The 17,947-nt window shown below is 60.8% G+C and carries 13 protein-coding genes and 1 tRNA gene; 2 read left to right on the top strand and 12 right to left on the bottom strand.

The genetic code is table 11. The annotated features are described in order from the left end of the window. Nucleotide 1: 1 nt before the first annotated feature. From pqqB to ACZ445_RS27470, 7 genes are all read right to left on the bottom strand, one after another. Nucleotides 2-913 carry a pyrroloquinoline quinone biosynthesis protein PqqB gene (pqqB, locus tag ACZ445_RS27500; protein WP_032883902.1) on the bottom strand — a complete coding sequence of 304 codons (912 nt, stop codon included), beginning with the start codon at nt 911-913 and terminating at the stop codon, nt 2-4. Nucleotides 914-979: 66 nt separating this feature from the next. Then, a complete protein-coding gene (gene pqqA, locus ACZ445_RS27495; protein ID WP_003194766.1) occupies nt 980-1,054 on the bottom strand; it encodes a pyrroloquinoline quinone precursor peptide PqqA in 75 nt (24 codons plus the stop codon). Between the two features lie 159 nt (nt 1,055-1,213). Then, nucleotides 1,214-3,562, bottom strand: a complete 2,349-nt coding sequence (gene pqqF / locus ACZ445_RS27490) for a pyrroloquinoline quinone biosynthesis protein PqqF (protein WP_464707787.1) — start codon at nt 3,560-3,562, stop codon at nt 1,214-1,216. A gap of 48 nt (nt 3,563-3,610) precedes the next feature. After that, nucleotides 3,611-4,405 carry a carbon-nitrogen hydrolase family protein gene (locus ACZ445_RS27485; RefSeq protein WP_058424748.1) on the bottom strand — a complete coding sequence of 265 codons (795 nt, stop codon included), beginning with the start codon at nt 4,403-4,405 and terminating at the stop codon, nt 3,611-3,613. Nucleotides 4,406-4,415: 10 nt separating this feature from the next. Next, nucleotides 4,416-6,107, bottom strand: coding sequence for a flavin monoamine oxidase family protein (locus tag ACZ445_RS27480; RefSeq protein WP_464707786.1), 1,692 nt, complete (start codon nt 6,105-6,107; stop codon nt 4,416-4,418). A 146-nt stretch (nt 6,108-6,253) separates the two neighbouring features. Next, on the bottom strand, nt 6,254-6,700 hold the full coding sequence (locus ACZ445_RS27475; protein WP_010206997.1) for an Lrp/AsnC family transcriptional regulator: 447 nt from the start codon (nt 6,698-6,700) through the stop codon (nt 6,254-6,256). 38 nt (nt 6,701-6,738) lie between these two features. Next, nucleotides 6,739-7,608, bottom strand: a complete 870-nt coding sequence (locus ACZ445_RS27470) for a LysR family transcriptional regulator (RefSeq protein WP_464707785.1) — start codon at nt 7,606-7,608, stop codon at nt 6,739-6,741. Nucleotides 7,609-7,720: 112 nt separating this feature from the next. Between ACZ445_RS27470 and ACZ445_RS27465 the strand changes: the two genes are divergently transcribed. Beyond that, nucleotides 7,721-8,146 (top strand): VOC family protein, encoded by a 426-nt coding sequence (locus ACZ445_RS27465; protein WP_464707784.1) that lies wholly within the window; start codon nt 7,721-7,723, stop codon nt 8,144-8,146. 45 nt (nt 8,147-8,191) lie between these two features. On the opposite strand, the gene ACZ445_RS27460 is transcribed toward ACZ445_RS27465, so the two are convergent. The 5 genes from ACZ445_RS27460 to rpsU all read right to left on the bottom strand — a co-directional run bounded on the left by ACZ445_RS27460 (nt 8,192) and on the right by rpsU (nt 16,699). Beyond that, nucleotides 8,192-8,268: transfer RNA gene (locus ACZ445_RS27460), tRNA-Ile, on the bottom strand. A 16-nt stretch (nt 8,269-8,284) separates the two neighbouring features. Continuing rightward, nucleotides 8,285-12,028 (bottom strand): EAL domain-containing protein, encoded by a 3,744-nt coding sequence (locus ACZ445_RS27455; protein ID WP_464707783.1) that lies wholly within the window; start codon nt 12,026-12,028, stop codon nt 8,285-8,287. Between the two features lie 121 nt (nt 12,029-12,149). Next, nucleotides 12,150-13,997, bottom strand: a complete 1,848-nt coding sequence (rpoD, locus tag ACZ445_RS27450; protein WP_058424753.1) for an RNA polymerase sigma factor RpoD — start codon at nt 13,995-13,997, stop codon at nt 12,150-12,152. A 67-nt stretch (nt 13,998-14,064) separates the two neighbouring features. Further along, nucleotides 14,065-16,038, bottom strand: a complete 1,974-nt coding sequence (gene dnaG / locus ACZ445_RS27445) for a DNA primase (RefSeq protein ID WP_464707782.1) — start codon at nt 16,036-16,038, stop codon at nt 14,065-14,067. Nucleotides 16,039-16,483: 445 nt separating this feature from the next. Further along, nucleotides 16,484-16,699, bottom strand: a complete 216-nt coding sequence (gene rpsU, locus ACZ445_RS27440; protein ID WP_002551877.1) for a 30S ribosomal protein S21 — start codon at nt 16,697-16,699, stop codon at nt 16,484-16,486. Between the two features lie 202 nt (nt 16,700-16,901). Between rpsU and tsaD the strand changes: the two genes are divergently transcribed. Beyond that, entirely contained in the window at nt 16,902-17,927 is a 1,026-nt protein-coding gene (gene tsaD, locus ACZ445_RS27435; RefSeq protein ID WP_464707781.1) for a tRNA (adenosine(37)-N6)-threonylcarbamoyltransferase complex transferase subunit TsaD, read from the top strand. The last annotated feature ends 20 nt before the right edge of the window (nt 17,928-17,947 follow it).

The following is a 17,947-nucleotide window of genomic DNA, read 5'->3' as shown; positions in this document are numbered from 1 at the left end:
CCTACAATTCAATGCTCATGCCGTCGTAAGCCACTTCGACATTGCGCCGCACCAGCTCCGCTCGCTCGGGGGAGTCTTCATCGAGGATCGGGTTGGTGTTGTTGATGTGGATAAGCACCTTGCGCTGCTCGGGCAACTGTTCCAGCACTTCAAGCATGCCGCCGGGGCCGTTTTGCGCCAGGTGGCCCATCTCGCGGCCGGTGCGGGTGCCAACGCCACGGCGCTGCATTTCATCGTCATCCCACATCGTGCCGTCCACCAGCAGGCAGTCGCTGCCGGCCATGATCTCCAGCAATGGCGCGTCGACCTTGCCCAGGCCCGGGGCGTAGAACAGTTTGCCGCCAGTGCGCAGGTCTTCGACGATCAGGCCAATGTTGTCGCCCGGGTGCGGGTCGAAGCGGTGTGGCGAGTAAGGCGGCGCTGCGCTGCGCAACGGCAGCGGGGTGAAGCGCAGGTTGGGGCAGGCCGGGATGGTGAAGCTGGCGTCCAGCTCGATGCGGTTCCAGGCCAGGCCACCGTTCCAGTGGGTGAGCATGGTGAACAGCGGGAAACCGGTGCTGAGGTCTTCATGGACCATGTCGGTGCACCACACCTGGTGCGGGCAGCCTTCGCGCAGGCTCAATAGGCCGGTGGTGTGGTCGATCTGGCTGTCCATCAGGATGATCGCGCTGATGCCGGTATCGCGCAGGGCGCGGCCGGGTTGCATCGGTGCAAAGCCCTGGAGTTGCGCGCGGATATCCGGCGAGGCGTTGCACAGCACCCAGTTCACGCCATCGTCGGAGATCGCGATGGACGACTGGGTACGCGCCTGGGCCCGCAGGCTGCCATCACGAAAACCCGCGCAGTTCACGCAGTTGCAGTTCCACTGCGGGAAACCACCGCCGGCGGCGGAACCTAGAATCTGGACAAACATGGTCGCTCCATCAAGCTCAAAACAAAAACGCCCCGGGCGAACCGAGGCGTTGTAGTACCCAGCGGATTAACGGCTGGCGAAGTACATGGTGACTTCGAAACCGATGCGCAGATCAGTGTAAGCAGGTTTGGACCAGGTCATATTCTTACTCCTACGAAGGGATGGGACGTTTACTACCAAGTAATACATATAGTCCACCTCCAGTCGGAGATGTTCAGATGTGTGCGTGGGAATATTACTCAATTCTTTTCAAGTTAGCGCTGCCTTGAGGGAGAAAGCCTTTTGCAGGGCCGGCAATGATCACCCTGCCGCTTGCCACGTAGTCGATATGCGCGGTCCGTTGGCCACGCAGCGCCAGCCGCCTGCGGCTTCGTTTAATTGTTGCGCGGCATGCTGCAATGCTTCGCGGGTACAGGTTTGGATCAGGGCTTGAAGTTGAACCAGGTAGTCCGACGGATGGCCTGCCAGATGGGCGTGCCACAGCAGTTCGGCGGCTTGGGCGTTGGGCAGCGTCTGTGCGCTGAACTGCTTGGCCAAGGCCAGGTTGCCAAAGTCGTCGCTGCGTTCGATCAGCGCCGGCAGTTGCTTCAGGAAGGTGTTCAGGTGATCGGCGATGCCTGACAGGGACAGGCCAGGGGATTGCACGCCGAACAGCAGGCCGGTCTGGCCGTTTATCTGTCGGATGCTGCTGAACACGGCGTAGCCGATTTGCAGCTCTACCCGCAGACGCTGGTAGAAGGGCGCCTGGAGCAGATGGCCGAGCAGTCGCCAGGCGGCTTCATCCGCCAGGGACTGACTGGGTGCCGGGCAAAACAGCAGCAGGGCGGCTTCGGGTGAGTCGGTTTGCACCGCATGCCAGACGCGTTGGCCGCCTAGGGATGGCGCGATGTGATTGAGGCTCGCAGGTTGCCCCGGCAGGCGGGCCGCAGCGGTTTTGATCGCGGCTTCATGGGCGGTAGAGAAACCCAGCCCCAGGCCTTGCCAACGTGCGGAGTCCCACGAGGCTGTTTCGGACGTGGTCGTGGTGCAGCAAGCGGGCAGCGCCTTGAGCAATTCGCGGATGGCGATCATGGGCGGCGGGACGGCTGGTGCGTCTTGCGGATCGCTCAGGTGTAGCGCCAACACTTCCAGGATTGCGGGGATCGGCTCTTGTAGCCCAACCATTTTCACCAGCCAGTGACTGCCCAGGTTTTCGAACGACACTTCGACGCCCGCCTGGCGGGCATTGTCGCGCAACGACTGCAGCGCGCTTTCCTGATGTGGGGGAGCTGATTGCCATTGTAGATACAACGCGCCTTCGTGGCTGTCGTCCGGCAATGCCTGGCTGAAGGCCAGTGCCGATGCATCACGACGCCCACGGGATCGATCCTGGGCAAACGTGCGCAAGCCTCGGTGGGCGCTGGTCTGGCCGCGAATCAGGCCGGCGCGTTCTTCCTTGACCGGCGGGCGCAGGAAGGGGTTGTTCGGCGGCAGTTGCCATGGTCGTTCGGAGGGTGGCAAACGCAGCGATTCAAGCAGAGCCTCAAGGGCGACGGCATCCTGTTCCGACAGGTCTTGGCGGTCATTTCGGGCCAATGCCAGGGCGCCTTGGGTCTGCTGTTGGCGAGCGGCCAGCAGAGCAAATTCTTCGCGCAACGCAGCCCAGTCGCTGTGTGCGAAAAAGCTCAGCCAGTCGTACAGCAACGCCTCGACTTGTGTCGCCGATTCAGCAGGACCACTGAGCGTAATGTCGATATCCAGTACCGCTTGCCCGGCGAAGTGATACAGCACCGACGCCTGCAGTGCGCTCGCCAAGTGTCGCGCTTTCAGTTCGGCCAGCAATCCGCCGGGTGCTGACGCGTTAAGCCAGGTGCAGAGAAACTCCAGCGCTTCACGGGGCGCATCACAGGTGATGACCTGATGCAGGTGATCCTTGGCAATGTGCTGATAGCGCTGCGCTTGCCCCTGCATCAAGGGCGGTGGCGCGCATTGCGGGTGCAGCGACCCCGAGGTCAGTTGTTCACTGAACCGCTGTGCCAAGCCTTCCAAGGCCTCCAGCGATTGTGGGCCGGCCAGGCTCAAGGTCATCTGCCCGCTCTGATAGAACTGCGTGTGAAATTCCTGCAAGGCTTGCTGAAAGGTCTCACGCTCAACTGGCAGGCTGTCGCGGTTGCCCGCATGAAAGCCACGTAGCGGATGATTCACCGCCAAACCTTCCAACAGTGCGACTTGTTGTTGCGCCTGTGCATCTTGGGACCAGGCGATAAATTCCGCGTGCAGCACCTCACGCTCACGCAATTGATCCTCCAGCGCCAGGCGCGGATGGGTCAGCATGTCGGCCAAGCGCTCCAGGCCCCCGGCAAAAGTGGCATCCGGCAGTTCAAAGAAGAAGTCCGTGGTGCGCTCACGGGTGCTGGCATTGACCTGGCCCCCATGGCGTTGCACGTAGGCCATCAACCCGTCATCCGTGGGAAAACGCTCTGTCCCGAGAAACAGCAAATGCTCCAGGAAGTGCGCCAGCCCCGGCCACGCCAACGGCACATCATGGCTGCCGGCCGCCACGCTCAGCACGGCGGCGCAGCGCTTCAACCGTGGGGCATGACGCAAGGAAACCCGCAGGCCATTGGCCAGGGTCAGGTGAAGGTGATGAGGGGGGGCCGGCGCAGGCATGGGCACTTCCGAAACATAGAATGTGCCTATGCTAACAAACCGGCTGGATCAGGGCTTGTGCAGCGCGCCGTACAACTCGGGGCGGCGGTCTTGCAGGTAGTGATTGGCGCTGCGAGCGTCAAGGAGCGATTGGCGCTCCAGCGTACCGACGATCAAGGCTTCATCCAGGCCGGCCTGGGCAATGCGCTGTCCATTCGGCGCGGCAATGCTGCTCTGCCCGCAGTACTGGATCTCGCCTTCATGCCCGCAGTAATTGGCGTAGGCCACATAACACTGGTTTTCAAAGGCTCGCGCCCGCACGGTGACATCGGCGACAAAATCGAACGGCACCATGTTGGCAGTGGGCACCAGGATCAGCTCAGCGCCAGCCAGGGCCAGGCGCCGGGTGTTTTCCGGGAACTCCAGGTCATAGCAGATCAAGAAACCGAGCTTCCAGCCGTTGAGTTCTACCAGTGGGAAATCATCGTCACCGGCGCTGAACATCGAATGGTCCAGGTCGCCAAACAGATGGGTCTTGCGGTAGTTGCACAGGCGCCGGCCGTGGGCGTCGATCAACTGCACGGCGTTGTAGATCTGACCATCCTCAGCCCGTTCCGGGTAACCGTACAGAATCGCCAGGCCGGCGCTTTTGGCCAGTTCGGCAATCGCCTGCGCCGACGGCCCGTCCTGCGTCTCGGCCAAGGCGCCAACGGCTTCGGCACCGATGTTGTAGCCGCTGAGGAACATCTCCGGCAGCACCAGCACATCGGCATCGGAGGCCTCATGCGCCAGTTGATGCAGGCGCTTGAGGTTGCCGGCCACATCCAGCGGCAGCGGCGGGCATTGGTACAGGGCGACGCGCATGTTCAACTCCTTAATCCGCCAGGGCAATCGGCCCGATTTCATCGAACACATCACCCGGCCCCGGGTTCTCGGGGTGAGTGCTGCCGCCGAAGTGGGTCATGATGCCCCACACTGCGTTCAGCGAGGTCTGCACGGCGCCTTCGACCCAGGCGGGTGTCCATGAAACATCATCACCGGCGATAAATATCCCACGTTGTTCGGCGGGCATGTCCTTCTGCATGAAGTGCGCATACATACGCTGGTTGTAGCGATAGTGTCCCGGCAACGCGCCCTTGAAGGCCCCGAGGAAGTGCGGGTCGGCTTCCCAGGACACGGTGATTGGATCGCCGATAATGCGTGCCTTGATATCGACTTTCGGGTAGATCTTTTTCAGCGCGTCGAGGGCAAGTTTCACCCGCTTGTCGATGGGCTGCGGCAGCATTTTCAGGGCGTCGCTCATCCACGAGTACGACAGGCAGATCACCCCCGGCTTGTCGTCGCCGTTATCGAACAGGTAGGTGCCACGGGTCAGGCGGTCGGTGAGGGTCATGCTCATCAGGTCACGGCCGGTTTCCGGGTCTTTGTCCTTCCAGAACGGGCGGTCGACCATCACAAAGGTTTTCGATGATTGCATGTAGCGTGTGCGGTCCAGGGCCATCCACATTTTTTGCGAGAACAGGCTCTCGTCGCATTCGATCTGGGTGGTCAGCAGCCAGCTCTGGCAGGTGGTCAGCACGGCGGCGTACTCGCGGGTGTCGCCATAGTTGTCGGTGACGGCAAAACGGCCATCGGCGGCATGGGCGATACGTTTGACGCCCGCGCGTGGCGCGCCGCGATGCAGTGAACTCAGGCTGGTGCCGGCCGGCCAGTGGGCGCAGCGCTCCGGTACATGGCGCCAGATGCCCATCGGCACCTGGGCTACGCCGCCGACCACCAGGTGTTGGTGGTCGTCGCAGTTGGTCATCACCACGCGGAAGATTTCCAGCATCGAATTGGGGAAGTCAGAGTCCCAGCCGCCGGTGCCGAAACCCACCTGGCCGAAGACTTCACGGTGCAGGAACGACAACTTGGCGAACGCCTTGGAGGTGGCGACGAAGTCGTAGAAGGTGCGGTCGTCCCACAGCGGCACCAGCTTGTTCCACAGCTCCTTGAGGCGCGGCACGTCGCGGTCGCGGATAGCCTGTTGGATATCGCCGAACTGTGAACCGGCCTCCAGCGCATCGGCCCAGGCGTCGGCGACTTCCTGGAACAGCACCGGCAAGTCGGAGAGTTTTTGGGCGTAGTGGGTCTGGCCTTCGAGGTCGATCACCGTACTGCCGGAGGCCGGGGTGAGTGGGTTGGGAAACGGTTTGGTTTCCAGGCCGAGCTTGTCCACGTAGTGATAGAACGCCGTCGACGACACCGGAAAGCGCATGCCGCCCAGCTCGGCGATGATGCCTTCGGCGCCTTCAAAGGCTTGGGAGCGCAGGCGGCCGCCCATTTTCGAGGCTTCGTACACCACCGGCTTGAGGCCCAGCTTCATCAACTCGTAGGCAGCCACCAGGCCCGCGATGCCGGCACCGACAATAGCCACTTCGGCACCCTGGTGGGCGGCGGGAATGCTGCCCAGGCCGGCGGGGTGTTCGATCCAGTCATCGAAGGCGAACGGGAAGTCCGGGCCAAAGATGGTGATGGGTTTTTTACCGTCTGCAGGGTGGCGATTGTTTTTGTTGGATGTGTTCATGGCTGACCTGGCTGATGACTCGGCGGGGCACGACCCGCTGAGTATAGGAAAAGATGGCAGCCAGTTTAGGGAGCGTGGCGTTCGTTAATAAGACGCAAAGTGTCGTCGAATTGAACTGTTTTTAGTCAGAATGACGATTGTGTTGATCAGATTGGTTGCCCGCGATCCAATTTGTTACTGAGGATGATCGACGTGGTGGTTTTCTCCACGCCGTCGACGCTGCCGATCTGGTCCAGCAGTTGGTCCAACTGCTCCGGCGAATCCGTGCGCAGCCAGGCGACGTAATCAAACTCACCACTCACCGCGCACAACTGCTGCACCTGGGCCATGGCACTCAGCCGGCGTAACACCTCTTTGCCCGAGCGCGCTTGTACGGTGATGCCCACATAAGCCTGCAAACCACCATCGACCACTCGCTGCCCGAGGCGCACGCCATAACCAGTGATCACTTGGGTTTTCTCCAGGCGCGCCAGGCGCGACGTCACCGTGGTGCGTGCGATGCCCAACTGCCGGGCGAGCATGGCCACGCTTTCGCGGGCGTTGATCTGCAGGGCGGCGATCAGTTGGCGGTCGATTTCATCTAGGGCGGGCAAGGCGAGGGCTCCGATGCGAGGGGCAATGTGTGGGCATCTTACAGGTTGGTGTCGGCGAGCAGGCAGCGGGTGAACAGTTGCGGTACGGGCAGGTGGCGTTGACTGTAGCGGCTCAGCAGGATGATTTCGCGGTAAAAGGTCCGGCTGCCCAATGGGATGATTCGCACGTTGGGCGAGCGCTCCAGCCACAACCCGGCTTGAGGAATCAGCGATACGCCCAGGCCGCATTCGACCATCTTGACGATGGCTTCCAGCTCATCCAACTCCAATGCTACCTGCACGTCGAGTTTATGTTCCTTCAGGAATCGGCTGACCAGGCGACCGCCAAAGGAAGCGCGGTCATAGCGCACATGCGGCTGCGTCGCGAGCAACTGCAACGGGTCATCACCCACCAACGTGTGAGGCACGATCAGCGCGAACGGCTCCTTGCGCAGCAGCTGCACATGCAGTTCCTTGGGCAGGTCGAAGGGCGGGCGGATGATGATCGCCGAGTCCAGTTCACCGGCGTCCACCTGGCTCAGCAGCTCCAGGGACACGCCAGGTATCAGCTTGCACTCCACCGTCGGCGCCGCCTGACGCAAACGCACCAGTGCCTGGGGCAACAAACCGGTTTGTGCAGTGGTGATGGCGCCCACCTTCAACTCACCCCGGTACTCATTTGCATCCACCGGCACCGCCATGCGGTTGAAGGTTTCCAGGATCTCCCTCGCCAGCGGCAAGGCGCGCAACCCCGCAGCATTCAACGTGGCCTGGCGCCCGGTGCGATCGAACAGCGGCACGCCGAGCGCCTGCTCCAATTGACGGATCTGCGCACTCACCGCCGATTGCGTCAACCCGATATGCATGCCCGCTGCCGCGAACGTGCCGTGGCGGGTGACGGCGATAAAGGTCTTCAGTTCACGCAGCATGGGCGTCTCGATTGATCGAAATAATTTGAGCTCGACGCAAAAACTATCGTCTTTTCATCGTTGGCAGCAAGGCTAAACTCGGGGCACTTAACGCCCATAGAGGTTTGACCTGATGACACTCGCCCCTTTCCACCTGGCAATCCCGGTATACGACCTGGCCGCGGCGCGGCATTTCTACGGTGACGTCTTTGGCCTTGAAGAAGGACGCTCAAGCGATCATTGGGTCGACTTCAACTTCTTCGGGCACCAGTTGGTGATCCACGAACACCCCAAGACCGCCTCCCAGGAGTCGGCGCACACCAACGCAGTCGACGGCCACGACGTGCCCGTGCCGCATTTTGGCGTGGTGCTGGGCTGGGAAGACTGGCATGCCTTGGCGGAACGCTTGCAGGCGCGGCAAACGCGCTTCGTGTTGGAACCGCATATTCGGTTCAAGGGGCAGGTGGGGGAGCAGGCGACGTTGTTTCTGTTTGATCCGTGCGGGAACGCGCTGGAGTTCAAGGCGTTCAGGGATATTGGGCAGTTGTTTGCGAAGTGAGGCGGCCAGACACACAAAAGCCGCGCAATGCGCGGCTTTCTTGTTTGGTGGGCCCACACGGACTTGAACCGTGGACCAAAGGATTATGAGTCCTCTGCTCTGACCAACTGAGCTATAGGCCCTGTAACAGGTCGCGGATTATAACGATGGTTTTCCCGCTGTGCCATCCGAAAAATCTTCAATGCTCATACGAAGAAACGTAGCAGCAAAAAGCTCCGGCGGCAGCGGCAGGCTGACGATGTAGCCTTGCATCTGTTCGCAGCCTTCGGCAGCGAGGAAGGCCTGCTGCGCGGGGTTCTCCACGCCTTCGGCGATGATGGTGAATTGCATGCTGTGGCCCAGGGCGATGATGGCGCGCACGATGGCGGCGTCGTGGGGGTCGTCGGGCAGGCCGCGGACGAAGGATTGGTCGATCTTCAGGTAATCCAGGGGCAGGCGCTTGAGGTAGCTGAGAGAGGAGTAGCCGGTACCGAAGTCATCGATTGCCAGTTGTACGCCCAAGTCTTTGAGTTGGTGCAGCACTTCCAGCGCTTCTTCGGCCTGGCTCATGATGAAGTTCTCGGTAATCTCCAGTTGCAGGCAGCCCGGGTCGAGTCGGTGGTCGCGCAGCAGCTGTTCGATGCGCGCCAGCAAGCCGGGGTGGCGCAGTTGGGCGCCGGCCAGGTTCACCGACAGTGGGCCGAACTCCTCGAACGTGCCTTGCCAGGTGTGCAGTTGTCGGCAGGCCTGTTCCAGCACCCAATCACCGATCTGCAGGATCATGCCGTTTTCTTCGGCGAGGGCGATGAAGTGTTCGGGCGGTACGTCGCCAAACGTGGGGTGATGCCAGCGGATCAATGCTTCGGCACCGATCAGTTCCTGGGTGATCAGGCTCCGTTTCGGCTGGTAGTACAGGGTCAGTTCGTTGCGCTCGATGGCGCGGCGCAATTCATGTTCCAGCGCCACGCGCTCGTTGGCCTGGGCGGTGAGATCGCAGGTATAGCGTTCGACCCGGTTGCGCCCCTTGGCCTTGGAGCGGTACATCGCCGCATCGGCGTTCTTGACCAGGGTGGCGACGTCGGTGCCGTCCTGTGGGTAGAGGCTGGTGCCGATGCTGGCGCTGATAAAGAACTCGTGCTCACCGGCCTGGAACGGCGGTGTAAAGCAGGCCAGCAGTTTATTGGCCAGGTTCTGGGCGTCGTTGGCGTGTTGCAGGCCGGGGAGCAGGATGATGAATTCGTCGCCGCCCAGGCGTGCCACGGTGTCGATGTCGCGCAGTTGTTCCTTGAGGCGGACGGCGATGTCTTTGAGCAGCAGGTCGCCGATCGGGTGGCCGAGGCTGTCGTTGATGTGTTTGAAGCGGTCCAGGTCAAGAAACAGCACGGCGCCCTGTTTGCCGGTTTCCTGGTGACCATTGAGGGCGGCCTGCAGTCGACTTTCGAACAGCGTGCGGTTGGGCAGGCCGGTCAATGGATCGTGATGCGCCTGGTAGTCGAGACGGGCCTGGGCCAGTTTGAGGCTGGAGATGTCGGCGAACACCGCGACGAAGTGCGTGATCAACTGGTCGCGGTTGCGCACGGCACTGATGGTCAGCCAACTGGGGTACAACTCGCCATTCTTGCGACGGTTGGAAATCTCGCCTTGCCAATGCCCCTGGGCGGTCAATTGATGCCACATCGCCGCATAAAACGCGCTGTCATGCAGCCCGGAAGCGAGTAGGCGCGGGGTATTGCCGAGGGCTTCGGCCTCGCTGTAGCCGGTGATTTCACTGAAGGCACGGTTGACGGCGCTGATGTTCTGCCGGGTGTCGGTGATCAACACACCTTCGGCTGTGCTCTCGAACACGGTGGCAGCTTGTTGCAGTTTTTCCTGCATCAGTTGGCGTTCGGTGATGTCCCGGGCGATGGTCAGCATGCAGTCGTCATCGCCAATCGGCAGTGGGCGGCTGGATAGCTCGCACAGGCGAATCTGACCATCGCTGCGGCGTATGTGGCAGATGAAGTCGCGCACAAAGCCATCGCGCTGCATCAGTTCGAGCATGTGTTTGCGTTCGTTGAGGTCGACCCAGATGCCCAGGTCCAAGGTGGACTGATCGACGGAGGCGGCGCTGTTGAAACCTGTGATCCGGCTGAAACCATCGTTCACTTCTATCAGCAGGCCATCGCGCTGGCGGCTCAACAGCAAGCCGTCGGGGGAGGCGTGGAAGGCCTTGGCGAATTTCTCCTCGGAGGTTTGCAGCTGTTGCTGGGTTTCCTTGAGTTGGGTGATGTCGCGCACCACCACCACGATGGCCTCTGTGGTGTCGAGTTGAAACGGTTCGGCGGAAATCAGCCCGGTGAAGGCTTGGCCATTGCTGCGCAGGAAGGGCATTTCCAGGTTGCGGATGCTGGTGGTCTGCAGTTGCTGCAGCAGGTCGGGGCCTACGCCCTGGATACCCCAGATGTTCAGCTCGGTAGCGGTTTTACCCACGACCTGTTCGGCTGTCAGCCCGACCTGGTCCTCGAACGCTTTGTTCACCTCCAGCAGGCAGCCGTCGGACAGCCGTGCAATCACCAGGATGTCCGGGCATTGCTGGAACACCGAGGCGAACTTCTGCTCAGACAGTTGCAGGGCCTCTTCGGTGCGCTTTGCCTCGCTGATGTCGATCATCAAGCCGCGCAGCACGGGCTCATGGCCGTGCTCGATCAGACTGACGATGTCACGCACCCACAAGCAACGGTTGTCGGCGGTGATGACCCGGTAATCAACGCTGTGGTCACGGTTGGCGCGGGTTTCGCGTTGGCAGTAGGATTCGGTGCGAATCAGGTCGGCGGGGTGAATGATGTTGCGCCAGAAGCCCGGAATCAGCCAGTGGGCCCGTGGGTAACCCAGCAGTTCCTCAGCGTGGGGTGATACGTAGCTGTAGGTGAAATCGGTGACGCTGGCTTCCCAGGCGATCGCGGACAAGCTCTCCACCAGGCCGCGATAGTGGTACTCGCTGCTGCGCAGTTCCTGTTCGAGGGCTACGCGGCGGGAAATTTCCGAGCTGAGCCGGCGATTGATCCGGATTACCACGGCCAGTACGGTGCTCAGCAGCAACACGGCGGGCAGGCCGTAAGTCAGCAAGTCGGTCCAGAAGGTGCGATGGTCGGTAAAGCTGCCGACCCAATGTTGCTGGATCGCGTCGGTTTCCTGCGGGCTAAGGTCGGCCAGTACCTTGTCGAGGATGCCCACCAGCATTTTGTTGTCGCGTGGTACGCCCATCGCCAACTGATAGCGGTAGGGCGTTTCGCCGCTGACGTACAAACCATCGAGCTTGAGTTGGCGCAGGCTCCAGACGCTTGAGGCGAGGTCGCCGACGACCGCATCCACTTCGTCCGTGGCCAAGGCTTGCAGCGTCGAACTCACATTCGGCATGGCCACCAGGTTGAGGTCGGGATGGTGCATGCGCAGCAGTTCATGGGGCGCGTAGTTTTCCACCACGGCAATCTTCAGCCCATAGAGATCCTTCAGGTTGCGCGGTTTGGCCCCGCCTTCGTGGGCCAGGACGACGATGGGGAAGTCCAGGTACGGGCGAGTGAACGCCATGTAGCCTTGGCGCTCCGGTGTGGACATGATGCCGGGCAGCAGGTCAAGCTGGTTGTTGCGGGCCAGCTCCAGCACCGCGCTCCAGTTCACCGGTTCGATCAGCTTGACCCGTATACCCAGGCGATCCTGGATCAGGCGCACGTAATCCGCCGCCAAACCTTGGTAGCGACCTTCTTCGTCACGGTACTCAAAGGGTGGCCATGACGCGTCCACCCCCAGGCGCAGCTCCTGATGGTCCGCCAACCAGCCACGCTCATCATCAGTGAGAGTCAACGCGCCAGCCGTTGCGGTCCAGGTCAGCAGCGACAGCAGTAACACAGTCGGCAATCTGGGCATAACGGTCTCGTTATGGCACGGGGAATGATTCGAGTGTAGACGGGCATTGCGGGGGAGGGGCGTTGCGAGGGATTTTATCTATACAAAACAAAACCCCCGGCCTGGGCCGGGGGGTCTGGTGTCACTCGTCGAGGAAGGAGCGCAGATGCTCGCTTCGCGTCGGGTGGCGCAACTTGCGCAGCGCCTTGGCTTCGATCTGACGGATCCGCTCGCGGGTTACGTCAAACTGTTTACCGACTTCCTCAAGGGTGTGGTCGGTATTCATGTCGATGCCGAAACGCATGCGCAGTACCTTGGCTTCACGGGCAGTGAGGCCGGACAGTACGTCGCGAGTCGCTTCTTTCAAGCTCTCAACAGTGGCGACATCGATTGGCGACTGCATGGTCGAGTCTTCGATGAAGTCACCCAGATGGGAGTCTTCGTCATCACCGATCGGGGTTTCCATGGAGATCGGCTCTTTAGCGATCTTCAATACCTTACGGATTTTATCCTCAGGCATTTCCATGCGTTCGCCCAGCTCTTCCGGGGTCGGTTCGCGACCCATTTCCTGCAACATCTGCCGGGAAATACGGTTGAGCTTGTTGATTGTCTCGATCATGTGCACCGGAATACGGATGGTGCGGGCCTGGTCGGCGATCGAGCGAGTGATCGCCTGACGGATCCACCAGGTGGCATAAGTCGAGAACTTGTAGCCGCGACGGTATTCGAACTTGTCCACAGCCTTCATCAAACCGATGTTGCCTTCCTGGATCAGGTCGAGGAATTGCAGGCCACGGTTGGTGTACTTCTTGGCGATGGAGATCACCAGACGCAGGTTGGCTTCAACCATCTCTTTCTTCGCGCGGCGGGCCTTGGCCTCACCGATCGACATGCGACGGTTGATGTCCTTGATCTCGGCGATCGTCAGACCGGTTTCGGTCTCAAGCGCAGTCAGCTTCTGCTGGCAACGGATGATGTCCGGCTGCAGGCGACCAATGGCTTCAGCGTATTTCGCCTTGCCTTTGGCCAGTGCGTCGGTCCAGCTTTCGTCTACTTCGTTGCCCGGGAACTGGCGCAGGAAGTCGGCACGCGGCATGCGGGCATCACGCACGCACAGCTGCATGATTGCGCGCTCTTGGGCACGCAGACGCTCCAGGGCACTGCGAACACGCTCAACCAGGCCTTCGAATTGCTTCGGCACCAGCTTGATCGGCATGAACAGCTCAGCCAGGGCCACCAGCTCGGCAATCGCCTGCTTATTGGCGCGACCGTGCTTTTTCAGAGCCTTGCGGGTGATTTCCATTTGATCGGAAACCGCACCGAAACGCTGGGCAGCGATGACCGGATCCGGACCGCTTTCGACTTCATCTTCGTCGTCGCTGGCTTCAGCGTCGTCGTCTTCGGAGTCGTCGTCCGCTTTCGCAGCCTTGGCATCGACAGGCGGCGGTACCTCGGCGGCAGGCGGCGCAATGCCGTCGTCCGGGTCGATATAACCGCTCAGAACGTCGGACAGGCGACCACCTTCGGTGGTGACGCGGGTGTACTCGGAGAGAATATGGTCAACCGTGCCTGGGAAGTGCGCGATTGCGCCCATCACTTCACGGATACCCTCTTCGATACGCTTGGCGATTTCGATTTCGCCTTCGCGTGTCAGCAGCTCGACGGTACCCATTTCACGCATATACATGCGCACAGGGTCGGTGGTACGACCGATATCGGTCTCCACAGCAGCCAGCGCGGCAGCCGCTTCTTCTGCGGCAGCCTCGTCGGTATCGGCGTCCGCCAGCATAAGGGAATCCTTATCTGGCGCAGCTTCGAATACGTTGATCCCCATGTCGTTAATCATGCGGATGATGTCTTCCACCTGCTCTGGATCTGAAATATCCTCAGGCAGGTGGTCGTTGACCTCCGCGTAAGTCAGGTAACCCTGCTCACGACCGAGAACGATCAACTCTTTGATACGTGACTGCTGTTGCGCTTTTCCGGACATAACACCCTATCCACTGAAGGTCTTGGCGGGCAAAAAACAAGCCGAGGATTATACCCGAGCTATGACCTCACACGCCAGCTGAGGTCGGGTTTGATGCGGAAACATTCTGTTTTAAGAGGTCGCGCATCTGTTTTGCTATCTGAATTTGCTCTTCAGCCGACAATCCCGGCTGCCTTGCTCTCTTGATGAGTTCATCGAGGGTCTGCGTGTGCTGACCCGCGGATAACCTAGTAATGGTGTCTAAAAACTGTTGTTCAAGGTTATCGCCGTCAATTAGCCACTCCTTTTCCGCGAGAGCTTTGAGCAGGCGGCCTTGTTCGGTGCCGTGCCAACGAGCCATCAATTGAATCGAGTTTAGCTTAGGATTTTTCTGTACCGCCTCGATCAGGGCGATCAGAACCTGGGCATAGGTGTTGCTTTCGTTGGCAAAGTGATCAGCGCTCTCGACCTTCTCCGCCAGCTGCGGGTGGTGGATGAGCGTGCGCAGGGCAATCAGCGTCGGCGCTTCCACGGCAACCGGGGTGCGCGGGGCGTAGGCCTCATCGCCTTCACCGCGCTTGCCGTTCTTGCTCCAGGGTTTCTTGTCCCATTTTTTGCCGCCGGCACCGGGTTTCTTCGGCGTCCACTCCTGTTGGGGTGCGTAGGCATCCTGGGGTTGGTGGAAGTCGGAGTAGTCCGGCATGGCGTCGTAATCCATGCCTGGGTCGTAGGCGGGTGGCGCTGCGTCATGCGGTGCGTTATGCACCAGCTGGCTGACGGCTTCGCCACTGAGGCCGGTGATTTCCAGCAGGCGCATGCGCATCAGTGACTTCAGGTTGGCGCCTGGCACTTTATCGATCAGCGGTGCGGCGAGGGTGGCCATATGGGCCTTGCCTTCGAGGGAGCGCGGATCTGCTTCTTCGGTCAGTTGCTGGAAGAAATAGTCGGCCAGCGGCTGCGCGTGTTGATTGATGCGCGCGCGGAATGCGTCGGTGCCTTCGGAGCGCACCAGGGTGTCCGGGTCTTCACCTTCGGGCAGGAACAGGAAGCGCGCACGGCGTCCGTCCTGCAGGCTCGACAGCGTAGCTTCGAGCGCGCGCCAGGCGGCGTTGCGACCGGCCTGGTCGCCGTCGAAGCAGAACAACACGCTGGGCACCACACGAAACAGGCGTTTCATGTGTTCTTCGCTGGTGGCGGTGCCCAAAGTGGCGACGGCATTGCGCAGGCCTTGTTGAGCAAGCGCGATCACGTCCATATAGCCTTCGACCACGATGATTTCATCGAGGTTGCGGTTGTTTTTGCGCGCTTCGAACAGGCCATAGAGTTCCTGGCCCTTGTGGAACACCGCGGTTTCCGGCGAGTTCAGGTACTTGGGTTTGTCGTCCCCCAGCACCCGGCCACCAAAGGCGATGATGCGGCCCCGGCTGTCGCGGATCGGGAACATCACGCGGTCGCGGAAGCGGTCATAGCGTTTGCCGGTCTCGGCGTTCTCCACCAGCAGGCCGGCGTCGATCATGGCCTTTTGCTGGAGGGTGTCACTGCTCAGGTGCTTGTACAGGTTGTCCCAGCCGGGCGGTGCGAACCCCAGGCCGAAGTCGCGGGCGATTTCGCCGGTGAGGCCGCGTCCCTTGAGGTAGTCGACGGCGGCCTTGCGCTGCGGATGGCTTTTAAGCGCCTGACGGTAGAAGTCGGCAGCGGCGGTCAGCAGCGGGTACAGCGGCGAATCGGTGGGTTGCCGCGGTTTGTGCGGGCGTCCGCTTTCTTCGCGAGGGATTTCCATGCCGGCGGCTTTTGCCAGTTCCTCGACGGCCTGGGGGAAGTCCAGGTTGTCGTGGTCCATGATGAAGCCGAGGGCATTGCCGCCCGCGCCGCAGCCAAAGCAGTAGTAGAACTGCTTGTCTGGGCTGACGCTGAACGACGGAGTCTTTTCCTTATGGAACGGGCAGCAAGCGGTGTAGTTCTTGCCGGCCTTCTTCATTTGCACGCGCGAGCTGACCACATCGACGATGTCGGTGCGGTTCAGAAGGTCGTCAATAAAGCTCTGGGGAATCAGCCCGGCCATGGCGTTCTCGTCATCACTGCGTGTAAATGAGGGCCCGTGAGGTGTTCAAGCGCACGTATCGAGTGCTCGAGCATCCAGCGACTGCATGGGGTGTACGGAAGTGTATCTGCCGAATATTCACTGACGTTAGTTTCTGATCAGTCTTCGGTGTGGAAATGTTGCCCCGGCGCCCGGTCTTGGCCGGTGACGGGCCTCGGAAACGCCTCGTTGGGCGCAGTCGACACGGTTGGTCGGCTGTTTACAGAATGAGTGTGCTCGTCAGTAGCCTTGATAGGCTCGTCAGAAGAGACGTGCACCGCTGGCAAAAGAGCCAGTCCTGACGTGTGAAGCAGTTGTCTCGGTCGCATGTGCGGCGTCAACGGTGAAGCATCAAGCGATATCCGCAAATGCCATTAGCCCGGCTGAGGGCCGGGCTTGGCAGAAGCTTGCTACGAACGTCTGTGTATTAGTACAGACGAACGGCGCGGCGCTGTTCGCGCTGAACTTTCTTGGCGTGACGCTTAACAGCGGCTGCTGCTTTACGCTTACGCTCAGAAGTTGGCTTCTCGTAAAATTCGCGGCTACGAACTTCAGCCAGTACACCGGCTTTTTCGCAGGAGCGCTTGAAACGACGCAGAGCTACGTCGAAGGGTTCGTTCTCTTTAACTTTGACGGCTGGCATCCAGAGCTACCTTCTTTCATTACCGGGATCAACGTTCTCGTCGCAAAAAATTCGCGGCTGAGGTCGTCGGTTTTTAAGGGTTGCGGATGTTAACCCCTCATTGCCCGGAATGCAAAGCCTCTGATCGAAAACCGCTAGTCGGGAGGGGGAGTGGCGACTATTATGCGCGCCTTCGAATTCAGCCTCTACAAGGCGCAAACCCATGCTAGTACTGGGACTTGAAACCTCCTGCGACGAAACCGGTGTCGCACTTTACGACAGTGAACGCGGGCTCCTGGCCGATGCGCTGTTCAGCCAGATCGACCTGCACCGCGCCTATGGCGGCGTCGTGCCGGAGCTGGCCAGCCGTGATCACGTCAAGCGCATGCTGCCCCTTATCCGCCAGGTGCTGGACGAGGCCGGCTGCGTGCCGACCGAGATCGATGCCATCGCCTACACTGCTGGCCCCGGATTGGTCGGAGCCCTGCTGGTTGGGGCCTCTTGCGCCCAGGCGCTGGCCTTTGCCTGGGGCATTCCAGCGCTCGGCGTACACCATATGGAAGGCCATTTATTGGCTCCCATGCTGGAGAAAACCCCGCCACAGTTCCCGTTCGTCGCTTTGTTGGTTTCGGGCGGCCATACGCAACTGGTTCAGGTGGACGGAATCGGCCAATACACCCTTTTGGGTGAATCTTTGGACGATGCTGCCGGTGAAGCCTTCGACAAGACCGCGAAGATGATGGGCCTCAATTATCCCGGCGGCCCAGAAATCGCCCGTCTTGCCGAAAACGGCGTGGCCGGCCGCTACACCTTCCCGCGCCCGATGTGTGATCGCCCAGGCCTGATGTTCAGCTTCAGCGGCTTGAAAACCTCCGCGCTGAACACCTGGCAGCAGAGCGTCAGCGCCGGGGACGACAGTGAGCAAGCCCGTTGCGACATCGCGCTGGCGTTCCAGCAGGCCGTGGTGGAGACTTTGACCATCAAGTGCAAGCGCGCCCTGAAACAGGCGGGCATGAAGCGCCTGGTGATAGCCGGCGGCGTCAGTGCCAACAAGGCTTTGCGCACTTCGCTGGAAAAAATGCTCAGTGATATGACGGGCGATGTGTTCTACGCACGTCCGGAGTTCTGCACCGACAACGGCGCGATGATCGCCTACGCCGGTTGCCAGCGCCTGCAGGCCGGGCAGCATGAAAGCCTGGCGATCAGCGTGCAGGCACGTTGGCCGATGGAGCAGTTGTTGCCGCTGTAAAGCCGCAACGTGGGTTGAAG

The organism is Pseudomonas allii (assembly GCF_055380095.1).
Note: the sequence above shows the minus strand (reverse complement) of the source record. Positions and strands in the feature narration are given on the sequence as shown.

Excerpts from the sequence above, each read along its gene's own strand:
- pqqB (WP_032883902.1), bottom strand. The coding sequence starts at position 913 with ATGTTTGTCCAGATTCTAGGTTCCGCCGCCGGCGGTGGTTTCCCGCAG.
- pqqF (WP_464707787.1), bottom strand. The coding sequence starts at position 3,562 with ATGCCTGCGCCGGCCCCCCCTCATCACCTTCACCTGACCCTGGCCAAT.
- ACZ445_RS27485 (WP_058424748.1), bottom strand. The coding sequence starts at position 4,405 with ATGCGCGTCGCCCTGTACCAATGCCCGCCGCTGCCGCTGGATGTGGCC.
- ACZ445_RS27480 (WP_464707786.1), bottom strand. The coding sequence starts at position 6,107 with ATGAACACATCCAACAAAAACAATCGCCACCCTGCAGACGGTAAAAAA.
- ACZ445_RS27470 (WP_464707785.1), bottom strand. The coding sequence starts at position 7,608 with ATGCTGCGTGAACTGAAGACCTTTATCGCCGTCACCCGCCACGGCACG.
- ACZ445_RS27465 (WP_464707784.1), top strand. The coding sequence starts at position 7,721 with ATGACACTCGCCCCTTTCCACCTGGCAATCCCGGTATACGACCTGGCC.
- ACZ445_RS27455 (WP_464707783.1), bottom strand. The coding sequence starts at position 12,028 with ATGCCCAGATTGCCGACTGTGTTACTGCTGTCGCTGCTGACCTGGACC.
- rpoD (WP_058424753.1), bottom strand. The coding sequence starts at position 13,997 with ATGTCCGGAAAAGCGCAACAGCAGTCACGTATCAAAGAGTTGATCGTT.
- dnaG (WP_464707782.1), bottom strand. The coding sequence starts at position 16,038 with ATGGCCGGGCTGATTCCCCAGAGCTTTATTGACGACCTTCTGAACCGC.
- rpsU (WP_002551877.1), bottom strand. The coding sequence starts at position 16,699 with ATGCCAGCCGTCAAAGTTAAAGAGAACGAACCCTTCGACGTAGCTCTG.
- tsaD (WP_464707781.1), top strand. The coding sequence starts at position 16,902 with ATGCTAGTACTGGGACTTGAAACCTCCTGCGACGAAACCGGTGTCGCA.